The sequence below is a fragment of the Luteimonas campi genome (genome assembly GCF_051162505.1).
GTDB lineage: Bacteria > Pseudomonadota > Gammaproteobacteria > Xanthomonadales > Xanthomonadaceae > Luteimonas.
Map to the genome: position 1 here is coordinate 314185 of NZ_JBNWEM010000003.1, position 16006 is coordinate 330190.

A 16006-nucleotide genomic window follows, 5' to 3' on the forward strand; every position below is an offset into this window, starting at 1 on the left:
GAATCCATTCGCTCCCATGCCATCTTCTTCGACCGGCACGCCCTGGGTCGTGCTCAAGTTCGGCGGCACTTCGGTGTCGCAACGCCACCGCTGGGACACGATCGGCCAGATGGCGCACAAACGCGCCGGCGAATGCGGTGGCCGCGTGCTCGTCGTGGTGTCTGCGCTTTCGGGTGTAACCAACGAGCTGACCGCGATCGCCGGCGGCGCCGAGGATGCGGCGACGCGGGTCGAGGCGCTGGTCGATCGCCACCGCGCCTTCGTGCGCGAACTCGAGCTCGATCCCGATGTCGTGCTGGCCGAGCGCCTGCAGGCCCTGCGCGCACTGATGGTCGATCCGCGCGCGGCCGGGCGTCCGCTCGACTGGCAGGCCGAGGTGTTGGCGCAGGGCGAACTGCTGTCGTCCACGCTGGGGGCTGCCTACCTTTGCGCGCAGGGCCTGGACTTCGGCTGGACCGATGCGCGCGACTGGCTGGATGCCGTCGAGCTGCCCAACCAGAGCGACTGGGGCAAGCGCCTGTCCGTGTCCTGCCGGCGCGAGGCCGACGAGGCCTGGCGCGCGCGTTTCGGCGCGCAGCCTGCGCGGCTGCTGATCACCCAGGGCTTCATCGCGCGCCACGGCGACGGCGGCACCGCCGTGCTCGGGCGCGGCGGTTCGGACACCTCCGCGGCGCTGTTCGGCGGCCTGCTGCGCGCGCGCGGGGTCGAGATCTGGACCGACGTGCCGGGCATGTTCACCGCGAATCCGCGCGAGGTGCCCGATGCGCGGCTGCTGACCCGCCTGGACTACGCCGAAGCGCAGGAAATCGCCACCACCGGCGCCAAGGTGCTGCATCCGCGTTCGCTCGGCCCCTGCCGGGTGAGCGGCGTGCCGATGTCGATCCTCGACACCGAACGGCCGCACCTTCCGGGCACGCGCATCGACGGCACCGCCGCGCCGGTGCCCGGGGTCAAGGCGATCAGCCGCCGCAACGGCATCGTGCTGGTATCGATGGAGACGGTGGGGATGTGGCAGTCGGTGGGCTTCCTGGCCGACATCTTCGAGCGCTTCCGTCGCCACGGCCTGTCGGTGGACCTGATCGGCTCGGCCGAAACCAACGTCACCGTCTCGCTGGATCCGAGCGAGAACCTGGTCAGCACCGACGTGCTGGCGCGCCTGTCCGAGGACCTGGCGCAGATCTGCCGGGTCAAGGTGATCGCGCCCTGCGCGGCGATCACCCTGGTGGGGCTGGGCATGCGCTCGCTGCTGCACAAACTCTCGGACGTGTGGGCCACGTTCGGTCGCGAGCGCGTGCACATGATTTCGCAGTCGTCCAACGACCTCAACCTGACCTTCGTGATCGACGAGGCCGACGCCGACGGACTGCTGCCGGTGCTGCACGCCGAGCTGATCGATTCGGGCGCGATGCCGGTCTACGAGACCGCGGTGTTCGGGCCGCGCTGGAAGGACATCCTCGGCACCACGCGGCCGCGGCCGGTGCCGTGGTGGCGCGGCGCGCGCGCGCAGCTGGCGACGCTGGCCGAGGCGGGCACGCCGCGCTATGTCTATCACCTGCCGACGGTGCGCGAGCGTGCGCGCCAGCTGCTGGCGGTGGACGCGGTGGACCGTCGCTACTACGCGATCAAGGCCAATTCCCATCCCGCGATCCTGCGTGCGCTCGCCGGCGAGGGCTTCGGCCTGGAGTGCGTGTCGATGGGCGAGGTCGCGCACGTGCTTGCGAACGTGCCGGGGTTCGATCCGGGCCGCGTGCTGTTCACGCCCAGCTTCGCGCCGGTCGAGGAGTACGCCCAGGCCTTCGCGCGCGGCGTCAATGTCACCGTCGACAACTGCGAGCTGCTGCAGCGCTGGCCGGAGGTGTTCCGCGGCCGCGCGCTGTGGCTGCGCATCGACCTTGGGCACGGCGACGGCCACCACGAGAAGGTCACCACCGGCGGCAAGGCGTCCAAGTTCGGCCTGGCGGCCGGCCGGGTCGAGGAGTTCATCGAGCTCGCGCGGCGCCTGGACGTGCGCATCACCGGCCTGCACGCGCACCTGGGCAGCGGCGTGGAAACGCGCGAGCACTGGCGGCAGATGGTGGACGAGATGGCCGGCTTCGCCCGCCGCATCGGCACCGTGGAGGTGCTGGACATCGGCGGCGGGCTGCCGATCCCCTATGCGGCCGACGACGAACCCTTCGACCTGGACGGCTGGGGCGCGGGGCTGGCCGAGGTCAAGGCCGTGCATCCGGGCTTCCAGCTGGCGATCGAGCCGGGCCGCTTCCTGGTGGCCGAGGCCGGCGCGCTGCTGGCGCGCTGCAGCCAGGTGGTGGAGAAGGATGGCGTGCACCGCGTCGGCATGGATGCGGGCATGAATGCGCTGATCCGCCCCGCGCTGTACGACGCCTGGCACGACATCGTGAACCTGTCGCGGCTGGACGAAGGGGAGATCGCCGACTTCGACGTGGTCGGGCCGATCTGCGAATCCAGCGACATCTTCGGCCATCGCGTGAAGCTGCCGGCCGACACCACGCCGGGCGACCTGATGCTGGTCTCCGACGCCGGCGCCTACGGTTACACCATGGCCAATACCTACAACCTGCGCGCCCTGCCGGCGGAGGACATCATCGAATGAGCCAGTGGGTGTTCGACCGCGACGCGATCCGCGCCTTCCATTTCGTGCGCTGCGGATTCGATGCCGGCAGCGGCGTCGCGCAGCTGGTCTATGCCTTCGACGACGGCCCCGAGCTGGTGGAGACGGTGACCCTGCCCGGCGCGCCGTTCGCGCTCGATGCGGCGCGCGAGGCGGCCGCACGACGGATGCTGCAGTTGCTGCACCTGGTCGCCGGCGTGAGCTACTACAAGGCCGCGGTGCCGGGCGAGATCCGGATCGAGGGCCAGGCCATCGATGCCGCGACCGCGGCCCTGCTCGAAGACCTCTACCTGCACGGCCTGGGCGAATTCGCCTACCGCAACGGCCTCGACCTGCACGGAAGGATCCGCTTCCCGGCGGACGCGCCACCTGCCAGCGCCGCGCCCGCGCTCGGGCTGCGCCCGCATGCGCTGGTCGCCATTGGCGGCGGCAAGGATTCGCTGGTCAGCATCGAGGCACTGCGCGCGCTGGACGTCGCCCAGACCGTCACCTGGATCGGCGGATCGCAGCTGATCCGCGCCTGCGCCGAGCGCACCGGCCTGCCGACGCTCAACATCGGCCGCCAGCTGGCGCCGGAGCTGTTCGACTACAACCGCGCCGGCGCCTGGAACGGACACATCCCGGTGACCGCAGTGAACTCGGCGATCATGGCTTTCGCCGCCGTGGTCATGGGCGTGGACCAGGTGGTGTTCTCCAACGAGCGCTCGGCCAGCTACGGCAGCCTGATCGAGGGCACCGGCGAGGTGAACCACCAGTGGTCCAAGGGCTGGGCCTTCGAGCGCGCCTTCGCCGCGCACCTGCGCAGCCACGTGGCGATGGACCTGCACTATTACTCGCTGCTGCGGCCGCTCAGCGAGCTGGCGGTGGCGCGGCAGTTCGCCAGGATCGACCAGTACGACGCGCATTTCTCCAGCTGCAACCGCAACTTCCACCTGCTCGGCGAGCGCCCGGTGAACCGCTGGTGCGGGGTCTGCCCGAAGTGCCACTTCGTGTTCCTGGCGCTGGCGCCGTTCATGCCCAAGCCGCGCCTGGTCGGCATCTTCGGTCGCAACCTGCTGGACGATCCTGCGCAGGTGCCGGGTTTCGATGCACTGCTGGAGTACCGCGACCACAAGCCGTTCGAATGCGTGGGCGAGGGACGGGAGTCGCGTGCGGCCATGTCGGCGCTGGCGGCGCGGCCCGAGTGGCGCGAGGATGCGGTGGTGTCGCGCTTCGCTCGCGAGATCGCGCCGCAGCTGGGCGAGGACGACGCCAGCGCGGCCGGGCTGCTGGTGGCCGATGAGGAGCACGGCATTCCCGCGCCGCTGTGGGAGCGCCTGCGTGCGCGATTCGCCGACTGACATCGCCTCGCTGCGCGGCCGCAGGGTCGCGCTGTGGGGCTGGGGTCGCGAAGGCCGGGCCGCCTGGCAGGCGCTGCGCGCGCGCGGCGCGGACCTCACGGGGCAGGACGATGCCGCGTTTCCGCCGCAATTGACCCTGTTCTGCAGCGAGGCCGAGGCGGTCGAGGCGCAGGCGCTCGGCGACGCCGCCCTGGCCGTGGCGACGGACGCCACCGCCGAGCGGCTGTCCGCCTTCGACGTGGTCATCAAGTCGCCCGGCATCAGCCCCTACCGCCCCGAGGCGCTGGCCGCCGCGCAGCGCGGCACGCGCTTCATCGGCGGCACCACGCTGTGGTTCGCCGAGCGCGGCGACGCTCGCACGCTCTGCGTCACCGGCACCAAGGGCAAGAGCACCACCTCGGCACTGCTGGCGCACCTGCTGCGCGCGGGCGGGCACCGCACCGCGCTGACCGGCAACATCGGCCAGCCGCTGCTCGACCTGGTCGACGGGCGGGCGGACTACTGGGTGGTCGAACTGTCGAGCTACCAGACGCGCGATGTCGCGCGCAGCGGCACGCAGCCGGACCTGGCCCTGGTGACCAACATCTTCCCCGAGCACCTGGACTGGCACGGCGGCGAGGCGCGCTACGTCGAGGACAAGCTGTCGCTGCTCACGGAAGGCCATCCACGCATCGCCGTGCTCAACGCCAGCGATCCGCGGCTGGCGGCACTGCGGCTGCCGGACACCGACGTGCGCTGGTTCGGGCAGCCCGACGGCTGGCACCTGCGTGGCGACATGCTGTGGCGCGGCGACGAGGCCGTGTTCGACACGCGCGCGCTGCCGCTGCCGGGCCGCCACAATCGCGGCAACCTGTGCGGGGTGCTGACGGCGATCGAGGCGCTGGGCCTGGACGCGGTCGCGCTGGCGCCGCAGGCGGCCGGCTTCCAGCCCCTGCCGCACCGGCTGCAGCCGCTGGGGACGCGCAACGGCATCGATTACGTCAACGACTCGATCAGCACCACGCCGCACGCCAGCCTGGCCGCGCTGGAGGTGTATCGCGACCGGCGCGTGGCGCTGCTGGTCGGGGGCCATGACCGCGGGCTGGACTGGAGCGGGTTTGCCGACGCGATGCGGACACGTGCGCCGGCTGCGGTGGTGACCATGGGCCAGAACGGTCCGCGCATCCACGCGCTGCTGTCCGCCGTGGCGCCGGCGGCCGGCTTCGCGCTGCGTGAAGCCCGCGGGCTGGCCGAGGCCATGGCCCAAGCGCAGGACGCGCTGGGCGGCGAGGGCGTGATCCTGCTGTCGCCGGGCGCGCCCAGCTTCGGCGCCTATCGCGACTACGCCGAGCGTGGTCGTCATTTCGCCGCGCTCGCGGAGTTCGATCCGGGCGCGATCGCCGCCATTCCGGGAATCGGGATCGGCTGAGGGGCGGGGGCTCGTCCCGGTAGTCTCCGCGCGCCGTTCACGGACTCGCGGGAGGGAAAGAGCGGGACAGGACGCGGTCCGGAGCGGTGCAGGATTTCGATGCGGTCCCCAGGGACGCCATCGCGTTCCGGAGAACGCGAACGGGTGCGCGGCTCGTCGGCTCGGACTCGGCGCCCGACCGCATGGCGCCTGACCGCCACGACGCTCATGGCATCCCCCAGTTCGCGGCAGCGCGAACGCGGCCACGGTGGCGCGCACGCTTGCCGCGTTCGCCGGTGGCCGCGGCAGGCAAGCCGGAGCGCGGATCCGGGCGTGGTCATCCTGTCCGGCATGCCGGCTCCGCTGCGGGGCGCATGGCCGATCGCCGCACCGGCCGGCTCGACGCCGCCCGCGCCCCGTCTGCGCTAGGCTGCGTCCTTCCCGCACGGAGCCCGCCCATGTCCCGTTCCGCCGTCCTGTCCGGCCTGCTGGCCGCCGCGCTGTACGCCAGCCCCGCCGCCGCAATGAAAGCCGATCCGCTGGAATGGAGCGTCGGCCAGGACCGTTTCAGCGGCTGGCTGGTCTACGACGATGACGATGGCGACCGCCGGCCTGGCCTGGTGATGGTGCCCAACTGGATGGGCGTGACCGAGGACGCGCTGGAGCGCGCCAAGGCCATCGCCGGGGACGATTACGTGGTGCTGGTGGCCGATGTCTACGGCAAGGGCCGCCAGCCCAAGGACAGCGGCGAGGCAGGCAAGCTTGCCGGTTCGCTGCGCGGCGACGACCGCGGGCCGCTGCGCGCGCGCATGCAGGCCGCAGTGGACACGCTCAGGGCGCAGGCGTCCGGCGCCCCGCTGGACGCCACCAGGATCGGCGCGTTCGGCTTCTGCTTCGGAGGTTCCGCCGCGCTCGAGCTGGCGCGCGCCGGTGCCGACGTGGCTGGCGTGGTGAGCCTGCATGGCGGCCTGGCGCCCGGCGCGCAGTCGCCTACCGCGCAGCGCATCGCCGCCCCCGTGCTTGTACTGAACGGCGCCGACGACAAGGCCGTCAGCGATGCCGACATCCTGGCTTTCGAGCAGGAGATGGACACGGCCGGCGCGGACTGGCAGTTCGTCGACTTCAGCGGTGCGGCGCACTGCTTCGCCGAGCCGTCGGCCGGCAGCGACCCGGCCAACAACTGCCGCTACGACGCGCGTGCGGCGCGGCGTGCGTACCGGATCATGGACGGCTTCTTCGAGGAGGTTTTCGGCGACTGAGCGGCGCTGCCGGCCAGGAGGCCGGCGCTTTCAGTAACCGCGATCCACGGCATACCGCGCCAGGCCTCGCAGGGCCGCCACTGCCGGGTTTTCCGGCAGCGGCGATAGCGCGGCCTCTGCGGCGAGCGCGTGGTCCCTTGCGCGCGCGCGGCTGTAGTCGAGGCTGCCAGCCTGGGCGATGGCGTCCAGCACTTCCGGCATCGCATCGACTTCGCCATGTTCGACGATCGCCCGCAGGCGCGTCCGCAGCGCGGCATCGGCATGGGACATGGCGTGGATCAGCGGCAGCGTGGCCTTGCCTTCGGCCAGGTCGTCGCCCAGGTTCTTGCCCAGCGCCTGCGCATCGCCGCTGTAGTCGAGTACGTCGTCGGCGATCTGGAAGGCGTAACCGAGCTGCATGCCGTAGTCGTACAGCGCCTGCTGGGTGGCTTCGTCCGCGCCCGAGGCCATGGCGCCCAGGCGCGTGCCGGCAGCGAACAGCACCGCGGTCTTGCGCTCGATCACGCCGAGGTAGGCGGCCTCGTCGGTGTCGGGGTTGCGCACGTGCATCAGCTGCAGCACCTCGCCCTCGGCGATGCGGTTGGTGGTGTCGGCCAGCAGCCGCATCACCGCCATGTCGTCGAGCTCGACCATCAGCTGGAAGCTGCGCGAGTACAGGAAATCGCCTACCAGCACGCTCGGCGCGTTGCCCCACAGGGCATTGGCGGTGCTGCGGCCGCGGCGCAGGTCCGATTCGTCCACCACGTCGTCGTGCAGCAGGGTCGAGGTGTGGATGAACTCGACGATCGCGGCCAACTGGTGATGCGCAGGCCCGACCGCTCCGGTCGCACGGCCGGCCAGCGCCACCAGCATCGGCCGCAGGCGCTTGCCGCCCGCCGAGACGATGTGCTCGGCGATCTGGTTGATCAGCACCACGTCGGAGGACAGCCGGTCGCGGATCAGGGCGTCGATGGCGGCCATGTCCGCAGCGGCCAGCGCCTGGATGGCGGGCAGGTCGAGTCCGGGCGCGGCGGGGGCGGGGGAGGCCATGGGGGGTCCGTCGGATGATGAACAGGGGATTATACGAACCCGCGTCAGGGAGCCGACGGGCGCCGGGTGCGGCGAATTCTGACCCGGCAGCGCGGCCCGGGCCGACGCCATGGATCGCCGGGCTATAATCCAATGCCTTTCGCCGGGCACGCCGGCGACACCCTGAGGAACCCCATGGCCCGCGGCATCAACAAGGCGATTCTTGTCGGCAATCTCGGCAACGACCCCGAAACCCGCTACACCCAGGGCGGCATGGCCGTCACCAAGATCAGCCTGGCCACCACCTCGGTACGCAAGGACCGCGACGGCAACAACCAGGAAAAGACCGAGTGGCACCGGGTGACCTTCTTCGGCAAGCTCGGCGAGATCGCGGCCGAATACCTGCGCAAGGGTTCGCAGGTCTACGTCGAGGGCCGCATCACCTACAGCGAGCACACCGGCGACGACGGCCAGAAGCGTTACTACACCGACATCGTGGCGGACGAGATGCAGATGCTCGGCGGCCGCGGCGAGGGCGGTGGTGGTGGCGGCGGAGGCGGCTCCTACGAGCGCGGCCCGCGCCAGCCGCGCCAGGAATACGGCGGTGGCGGCGGCCAGTCCGCACCGCGCCAGCAGCCCGCGCCGTCGCGCCAGCCGCCGCCGGTGGACGACTTCTCCGACGACGATATCCCGTTCTGAGGCCTGGCCTCACTCTCGACAGCCAGCAGGAGGCTCCGTGCCAACTTGGATAGTGACCGGCGGCGCCGGGTTCATTGGTGGCAATTTCGTGCGCGAGGCCGTGGCGCGCGGTGTACGCGTGGTCAATCTCGATGCGCTCACCTATGCGGGCAACCTGGATACCCTGAAGGACTTGGACGGTAACCCCGACCACGTGTTCGTCCATGGCGACATCGGCGACCGCGACCTGGTCGCGCGCTTGCTCGCCGAGCATCGGCCCGACGCTGTGGTGAACTTCGCCGCCGAGAGCCACGTCGACCGTTCGATCGACGGCCCCGCGGCATTCATCCAGACCAATGTGGTCGGAACCCTGGCCCTGCTCGAGGCCGTGCGCGATTACTGGAAGTCGCTTGAGGGCGAGGAGCGGGAAGGTTTCCGGTTCCTGCATGTCTCGACCGACGAGGTCTATGGTTCGCTTGGCGAAACGGGCCTGTTCACCGAAACCACGCCCTATGCGCCCAATTCGCCGTATTCGGCGTCGAAGGCCGCCTCGGATCATCTGGTCCGCGCCTTCCACCATACGTACGGTCTCCCGGTACTCACGACCAACTGTTCGAACAACTACGGCCCCTACCATTTTCCCGAGAAGTTGATCCCGCTCGTCATCGCCAAGGCGCTGGCCGGGGAGGCGCTGCCGGTGTACGGCGATGGCAAGCAGGTACGCGATTGGCTGTTCGTCACGGATCACTGCGATGCAATCCGCACCGTCCTGGAGAAGGGGCGGGTTGGCGAGACGTACAACGTGGGTGGCAACTCGGAGCGGCAGAACATCGAGGTCGTGAAGGCGATCTGCATGCTGATCGATCAGCGGCGTCCGCGGGACGATGGCATGCCGCGTGAATCCCAGATCACCTTCGTGGCCGACCGTCCTGGTCACGACCGCCGCTATGCGATCGATGCGAGCAAGCTGCGTGATGAGCTGGGGTGGGAGCCGCGCTACACCTTCGAACGCGGCCTGGCCGAGACGGTGGACTGGTATCTGGCCAATCAGGCCTGGGTGGAGCGCGTGCTGGACGGCAGCTACCGCCTCGAGCGTATTGGAGCGGCGGCATGACGGCGCGCAAGGGAATTATCCTGGCCGGTGGTTCGGGCACCAGGCTGTACCCGATCACGCAGGCCATCAGCAAGCAGTTGTTGCCCGTCTACGACAAGCCGATGATCTACTACCCGCTCAGCGTGTTGATGCTGAGCGGGATTCGCGAGGTGTTGATCATCAACACCCCGCACGAACAGGCGCTGTTCGAGGCGTTGCTGGGCGACGGTTCGCAATGGGGCATGAAGATCGAGTACGCGGTGCAGCCCAGTCCTGACGGGCTTGCGCAGGCCTATCTGATCGGTCGTGAATTTCTCGACGGAGCCCCGAGCTGCCTGGTGCTCGGCGACAACATCTTCCACGGTCCCGGCTTGACCACGATGCTCAAGCGGGCCGATGCGCGCGAGAGCGGGGCGACCGTGTTCGGCTACTGGGTTTCCGATCCGGAACGCTACGGAGTGGCCGAGTTCGACGATCTGGGCCGGGTGATCGGTCTGGAGGAGAAGCCCGCGCAGCCGCGTTCGAACTATGCGGTGACCGGACTCTATTTCTACGACGGGCGCGCCAGCGATTTCGCCGCCTCGCTCAAGCCGTCGCCACGCGGCGAGCTCGAGATCACCGATCTCAACCGTTGCTATCTCGACCAGGGGGAACTGCACCTGGAGCGCTTGGGACGAGGCTATGCCTGGCTCGATACCGGTACGCACCAGTCCCTCCTGGAGGCGTCGAATTACATCGAGACCATCGAGGCGCGCCAGGGGCTGCGTGTGTGCTGCCCCGAGGAAATCGCCTGGAACAACGGCTGGATCGATGTGGCGCAGCTTGAGCGGCTGGCCGCACCGTTGTCCAAGAATGGGTACGGGCGCTATCTGCTGAGTCTCGGCGAACGCGGCTACGTGCCATGAAACTGATCGAAACCGATCTGCCGGGTTGCGTGGTCGTCGAGCCGCAGGTGTTCGGCGACGAGCGTGGGTTCTTTTTCGAGTCTTTCAATCAGGAAAAGCTCGCCGCGCATGGCCTTGCGCCGCGATTCGTGCAGGGCAATGTCTCTTCCTCGATACGGGGCGTCCTGCGCGGTCTGCATTACCAGTGGCCCAAGCCGCAGGGCAAGTATGTGTCGGTGCTGGAGGGGGAAGTCTGGGATGTGGCGGTCGACATCCGCCGGGGCTCCCCGCATTTCGGCCGTTGGACGGCTGTGCTGCTGAGCGCCGAGAACCGCCGGCATTTCTGGATACCGGAAGGTTTCGCGCATGGGTTCGTCACCCTCAGCGAGCGCGCGGTGTTCACTTATCTGTGCACCGCCACGTACGACCCGGCGGCAGACGCGAACATCTGCTGGAACGACGCCGAACTCAACATCGATTGGCCAGTCGCCGACCCGCTGCTTTCGGCGAAGGATGCAAAAGCACCGTTGCTGGCGGATGTGCCGCAGGACCGGCTGCCTATATACGCGCCATGAAGATTCTGCTGCTGGGTGCGAACGGGCAAGTCGGCTACGAGTTGCGCAGGGCCCTGGGTCCGATAGGGGGGCTTGTCTGCGCCACCCGCGACGGCCGGTTGCAGGACGGCGGCTCCTGCGAGATCGCGAATCTCGATGAGCCCCATTCGCTGCGCGACCTGGTACGCCGGATCGGTCCCGACGTTGTGGTCAACGCGGCAGCGTATACCGCCGTCGATCGTGCTGAGACCGATCGCGATTCCGCATTTCGTTCGAACGCGGAGGCTGTCGGCGTGCTTGCCGATGCCTGCGCAGAACGCGATGCGTTGCTCGTGCATTACTCCACCGACTATGTCTTCGATGGTAGTGGGACGCGCCCCTACCGCGAGGACGATCCGGTCTCCCCGCTGGGCGCGTATGGCGCGAGCAAGCTTGCTGGCGAGCAGGCGGTTCAATCTGGCGGCGCACGACACTTCATCTTCCGAACGGCCTGGGTCTATGCCGATCGCGGCAGCAACTTCATGCTCACCATGCTGCGGCTGGCGCGCGAGCGCGACGAGTTGCGCGTGGTCGCCGACCAGACCGGCACGCCCACCCCCGCCGCGCTGATCGCCGACGTCACGGCTTCGATCCTGGCGCGACCTTTCGAACGCTCGGGGTTGTGGCACCTGACCGCGCAGGGCGAGACCACCTGGCATGGCTTCGCCTCTGCCATCTTCGCGCGCGCGCAGGCGCGTGGATTGATCGCACACGCACCGCGCGTCGTGCCCATCGCGACGGCCGACTACCCGACGCCTGCCCGCCGGCCGGCCTACTCGAGGCTGGACTGCAGCCGGCTCGAGCGCGACTTCGGCATCGTCCTGCCCGAGTGGAGGGCTGCACTGGACGCGGTGTTGTCGTAGGCTGCGGGTAGACGCGGGGGGCGCGTCGGCCCGGAGCGGGCAGGACATCGGGGGACGACATGGGGATGCGGATTGCGGCGATGTTCGTCGCTGGCCTGTGCGCGCTGGTGCCGATGGCGGGATGGACGATCCCGCCCGAGCGGGTCGACCCGTTCATCGAGGAGGGCGGGGTCCGCGACGTGAAGATTTCGCCGACGGGCGACTATCTGGCGATGTCGGTGCGAGTGGACGGCCAGACCGGCCTGGTGGTGATGGAGCGCGGCCAGATGACGACGCGTGCGGCCATGAGGTTCGGCCGCAATACCCACGTGCAGGACTTCTGGTGGGCCAACGACGAGCGCATCATCATGTCGCTGGCCGAGACCTTCGGCACCCGCGACGACCCCGTTCCCACCGGCGAGCTGTATGGAATGAACGCCGACGGGAGCCGCAAGGAACTGCTGGTGGGCTACCGGGCGACCGGCCCGCAGACGGGCTCCCGGCTCGGCGTGGACAAGGAGGGGCGGGTCGCCGCGTTCCTGGTCGATCCGTTGCCGGAGGACGACGAACACGTCCTGCTCGCGATCCGCCCCCTCAGCCGCGATCCATATTCTCGTGTGGAGCGCATGAACGTGTACGACGGACGCCGCATGCGCGTCGCGTCGTCGCCCGTCGCGCAGGCCGACTTCGTCACCGATCGCCAGGGGCGGGTACGCTTCACCGTGGGATCGCTCTCCGACAACTACAGCCAGCTGTTCCATCGCAAGGACGACGCTTCCCCCTGGGAACAGCTCAACCACGAGCGTCACAGCGGTCGGGTCGAATGGCCGCTGGGATTCGCCGACGATGACGCCATCGCCTACCTGCGTGTCTCGCAGCCGGCCGGCCCCGACAGGATCGTCGCGCTCCATACCCGGACCGGCGAGCGGACAGAGGTCGCAGCCGACGAGGTCGTCGATCCGCAGGCCGTGTATCTGGATGGGATACGTCCGATCGGTGCCTGGTATCTCGGCGCCACGCCGCGTCTGGCCTTTTTCGACGAAGGGCACGACGAGGCGCGCCTGCAGCAGATGCTGCAGCGTTCGTTCCCCGGCGCCCGCGCGAGCATGCGCTCATCCTCGCGCGACGGCCGACTTCGCGTGGTGCTGGTGGAAAGCGATGTCGACCCCGGTTCGTTCTACCTCTTCGACACCCAGGCGCGCGACGCGAGCCTGCTCGTGGCCCGGGACGAGCAGATCGACTCGACGCGGATGTCGCCGATGAAGCCTATTGCGCTCCAGGCGCGTGACGGCCTCGACCTGCATGGATTCATCACCCTGCCCGCCGGAGTCGACGGCAGGAACCTGCCGTTGGTGGTGATGCCGCATGGCGGCCCGTTCGGGGTCTTCGATACCTGGGGTTTCAATGCCGATGCGCAGCTGCTGGCCGCGTCGGGATATGCCGTGCTCCAGGTCAACTTCCGCGGATCAGGGAACTACGGCCGCGCGTTCAGGCAGGCGGGCGCCCGCCAGTGGGGCGGTGCGATGCAGGACGACGTGACCGACGCCACCCGCTGGGCGATCGAGCAGGGCTATGCCGATCCGCAGCGCATCTGCATCTACGGCGGCAGCTATGGCGCCTACTCCGCGCTGATGGGCGTCGTGCGCGAGCCGGACCTGTATCGCTGCGCCATCGGCTACGTGGGCGTGTACGACCTGCCGTTGCGGCAGCGCGATCTGGCGGCGCGCGACCGGTCGAGCGCCACCTGGGCAGAGGAATGGGTCGGCTCGGACGAAGCCGCGCTCCGGGCCGTATCGCCCAGCCTGCGCGCGGGCGAGATCCGGGTTCCGGTGTTCCTGGCTGCGGGCGGCGAGGACTTCATCGCCCCGATCGAACACACCAGGCGCATGGAGATCGCGCTGAAGCGGGCGGGCGTCACGGTGGAGACGCTCTACTACCCCAAGGAAGGCCACGGGTTCTACGAAACCGCGCATCGCCGAGAGTTCTACACCCGGATGCTGCAGTTCCTGGGCCGGCATATCGGCCCCGACGGGGACTGAGCGGGCGATCGCAGCGCTCCGTCCCGGCCGGCACCCGTGCGTCGCGCGCGGGGACGGTGGCGCCGGGTCCTGGCAGGGCGCATGTGCCGGATGTCCTTTGCCGCGGCGCGCACGAGCGCCTACCATCCGGGCCAGCCCTCATCCGGAACGACCTGAATGATGCTGCGACATGCCCTGCTGCCCGTCTGCCTGCTCGCAGCGCTGCCCGCGCTGGCCGATGCGCGCGGCCTCGACGTCCGCGACCTGGTCAGGCTCGACCGGGTCTCCTCGCCGCTGCTCTCGCCGGATGGCCGCGCGGTGGTCTTCGCCCAGCGCAGCGTGGATGAGGGGCTGAAGGCGACCACGGCGCTGTACGCGCGGAACCTGCTGACGCGCGACGCGGCGCCGCCGAAGCGGCTCACGCCCGAGGGCTGGAGCGTCAGTTCGCCCAGCTTCTCGAAGGATGGGCAGACCCTGTATTTCCTGAGCGCCAAGGGCGGTACGCAGCAGCTCTACTCGATGTCCTCCGCCGGCGGCGAACCCCGCCAGCTCACCGATTTCGCGCTGGACATCGGCAGCTACCGTCTGTCCCCCGACGGCACGCGCGTGGCCTTCAGCGCCGACACCTTCGCCGACTGCGCCGCCGACCTGGCCTGCACGAAGAAGCAGCTCGACGAACGCGCGGCCGGCAAGGCCAGCGGCCGCGTCTACGACCAGCTCTTCGTGCGCCACTGGGACACCTGGAGCGACGGCCGCCGCAGCCGGCTGTTCCTGGCAGAGCTGCCCGCGGCTGGCGGCAAGCCCGCCGCCGGCGCCCGCCTGCTCAGCGGCGCACTTGACGGCGACATTCCGGCCAAACCATTCGGCGATGCGGGCGACTACACCTGGGCGCCGGATGGCAGCCATGTCGTGGCGAGCGTGCGCATCGCCGGCAAAAGCGAGCCGTGGTCGACCAACTTCGATCTCTACCGGCTGTCGCTCGACGGGACCGCGCCGGTCAACCTGACCGAAGCCAACAAGGCCTGGGACGCCGGCCCGGTGTACAGCGCCGACGGCCGGACGCTGTTCTACCGCGCGATGAAGCGCCCGGGCTTCGAGGCCGACCGCTACGCGCTGATGGCGATGGACGTGGCCAGTGGCGAGCGCCGCAAGATCGCGCCGGACTGGGACCGTTCGCCCAGCAGCCTGAAGCCGTCGGCGGACGGCAAGTCGCTGTACGTGGCCGCGCAGAGCGTGGGCGAGTATCCGCTGTTCCGCGTCGATATCGCGAGCGGCGAGGTGACCGAACTGGTCGCCGACGGCACGGTGTCGTCCTACGACGTCGCCGGCGAGACCATCGCGCTGACCCGCAACACCATCGACAGCGGCGATACGCTGTACGTCGCGCAGGGCGATGGCGCGCCGCTGCGCCAGATCACGCCGACCGCGGCCGAGCGGCTTGTGGACGTCGACTTCGGCGCCTACGAGCAGTTCTCGTTCGAGGGCGCCGGCAACGCCACCGTCCACGGCTACGTGGTCAAGCCCTCGGGCTACGAGGAAGGCCGGAAGTACCCCGTCGCCTTCCTGATCCACGGCGGGCCGCAGGGCAGCTTCGGCAACGGCTGGAGCTATCGCTGGAACCCGCAGACGTACGCGGGCCAGGGCTATGCGGTGGTGATGATCGACTTCCACGGATCCACCGGTTACGGGCAGGCGTTCACCGACGCCATCACCGGCGACTGGGGCGGGAAGCCGCTGGTCGACCTGCAGAAGGGCTGGGCGGCGGCGCTGGCGAAGTACGACTTCCTCGACGGCGACAAGGCCTGTGCGCTGGGCGCGAGCTACGGCGGCTACATGGTCAACTGGATCGCCAGCCAGTGGAACGACGCCTGGAAGTGCCTGGTCAACCACAACGGCGTGTTCGACACACGCTCGATGGGTCTGGTGACCGAGGAACTGTGGTTCACCGAATGGGAGTTCGGCGGCACCGTCGCGGCCAATCCAGAGGCCTACGAGAAGTTCAACCCGGCGCGCCACATCGACAAGTGGAAGGTGCCGATGCTGGTGGTGGCCGGGCAGAACGACTTCCGCGTGCCGATCGACCAGAGCCTGTCGAGCTTCACCGCGCTGCAGCGCGCCGGCATCGAATCGCAGCTGCTGTACTTCCCGGACGAGAACCACTGGGTGCTGAAGCCGCACAACAGCGTCCTCTGGCACGACACCGTCAACGCCTGGCTCGAGAAGCACATCGGCCAGTGAGTCCCGCGGAAAAGCCGGCAGCAGCCGGCTTTCCCTT

12 protein-coding genes are annotated in these 16006 nt (G+C 69.4%); 11 read left to right on the plus strand and 1 reads right to left on the minus strand.

The window, feature by feature from the left end:
- The first annotated feature begins 16 nt into the window (after nt 1-16).
- The 4 genes from ACQYVW_RS11375 to ACQYVW_RS11390 all read left to right on the plus strand — a co-directional run bounded on the left by ACQYVW_RS11375 (nt 17) and on the right by ACQYVW_RS11390 (nt 6615).
- Entirely contained in the window at nt 17-2611 is a 2595-nt protein-coding gene (locus ACQYVW_RS11375; RefSeq protein ID WP_434947067.1) for a bifunctional aspartate kinase/diaminopimelate decarboxylase, read from the plus strand.
- A complete protein-coding gene (murL, locus tag ACQYVW_RS11380; protein WP_434947068.1) occupies nt 2608-3969 on the plus strand; it encodes a UDP-N-acetyl-alpha-D-muramoyl-L-alanyl-L-glutamate epimerase in 1362 nt (453 codons plus the stop codon). The genes ACQYVW_RS11375 and murL overlap by 4 nt, the downstream gene beginning before the upstream one ends.
- Nucleotides 3908-5377: a UDP-N-acetylmuramoyl-L-alanine--D-glutamate ligase gene (gene murD, locus ACQYVW_RS11385; protein ID WP_434947069.1), complete on the plus strand. Its 1470-nt coding sequence runs from the start codon at nt 3908-3910 to the stop codon at nt 5375-5377. Before murL ends, murD begins: the two co-directional genes overlap by 62 nt.
- A gap of 437 nt (nt 5378-5814) precedes the next feature.
- Entirely contained in the window at nt 5815-6615 is an 801-nt protein-coding gene (locus ACQYVW_RS11390) for a dienelactone hydrolase family protein (RefSeq protein ID WP_434947070.1), read from the plus strand.
- Nucleotides 6616-6645: 30 nt separating this feature from the next.
- On the opposite strand, the gene ACQYVW_RS11395 is transcribed toward ACQYVW_RS11390, so the two are convergent.
- Nucleotides 6646-7644: a polyprenyl synthetase family protein gene (locus tag ACQYVW_RS11395; RefSeq protein WP_434947071.1), complete on the minus strand. Its 999-nt coding sequence runs from the start codon at nt 7642-7644 to the stop codon at nt 6646-6648.
- A gap of 174 nt (nt 7645-7818) precedes the next feature.
- Between ACQYVW_RS11395 and ssb the strand changes: the two genes are divergently transcribed.
- The 7 genes from ssb (at nt 7819) to ACQYVW_RS11430 (ending at nt 15969) form a co-directional block, all read left to right on the plus strand.
- On the plus strand, nt 7819-8322 hold the full coding sequence (ssb, locus tag ACQYVW_RS11400) for a single-stranded DNA-binding protein (RefSeq protein ID WP_434934980.1): 504 nt from the start codon (nt 7819-7821) through the stop codon (nt 8320-8322).
- Nucleotides 8323-8359: 37 nt separating this feature from the next.
- The gene (gene rfbB, locus ACQYVW_RS11405; protein ID WP_434934982.1) at nt 8360-9415 is read left to right on the plus strand and encodes a dTDP-glucose 4,6-dehydratase; all 1056 of its coding nucleotides are present in this window, start codon (nt 8360-8362) and stop codon (nt 9413-9415) included.
- A complete protein-coding gene (rfbA, locus tag ACQYVW_RS11410; RefSeq protein ID WP_434934984.1) occupies nt 9412-10299 on the plus strand; it encodes a glucose-1-phosphate thymidylyltransferase RfbA in 888 nt (295 codons plus the stop codon). The genes rfbB and rfbA overlap by 4 nt, the downstream gene beginning before the upstream one ends.
- Nucleotides 10296-10853: a dTDP-4-dehydrorhamnose 3,5-epimerase gene (gene rfbC / locus ACQYVW_RS11415; RefSeq protein ID WP_434934986.1), complete on the plus strand. Its 558-nt coding sequence runs from the start codon at nt 10296-10298 to the stop codon at nt 10851-10853. Before rfbA ends, rfbC begins: the two co-directional genes overlap by 4 nt.
- Nucleotides 10850-11734: a dTDP-4-dehydrorhamnose reductase gene (gene rfbD, locus ACQYVW_RS11420; protein ID WP_434934988.1), complete on the plus strand. Its 885-nt coding sequence runs from the start codon at nt 10850-10852 to the stop codon at nt 11732-11734. The genes rfbC and rfbD overlap by 4 nt, the downstream gene beginning before the upstream one ends.
- An 80-nt stretch (nt 11735-11814) precedes the next feature.
- Nucleotides 11815-13752 (plus strand): S9 family peptidase, encoded by a 1938-nt coding sequence (locus ACQYVW_RS11425; protein ID WP_434947072.1) that lies wholly within the window; start codon nt 11815-11817, stop codon nt 13750-13752.
- A gap of 156 nt (nt 13753-13908) precedes the next feature.
- On the plus strand, nt 13909-15969 hold the full coding sequence (locus ACQYVW_RS11430) for a dipeptidyl-peptidase 5 (protein WP_434934991.1): 2061 nt from the start codon (nt 13909-13911) through the stop codon (nt 15967-15969).
- Nucleotides 15970-16006: the final 37 nt, after the last annotated feature.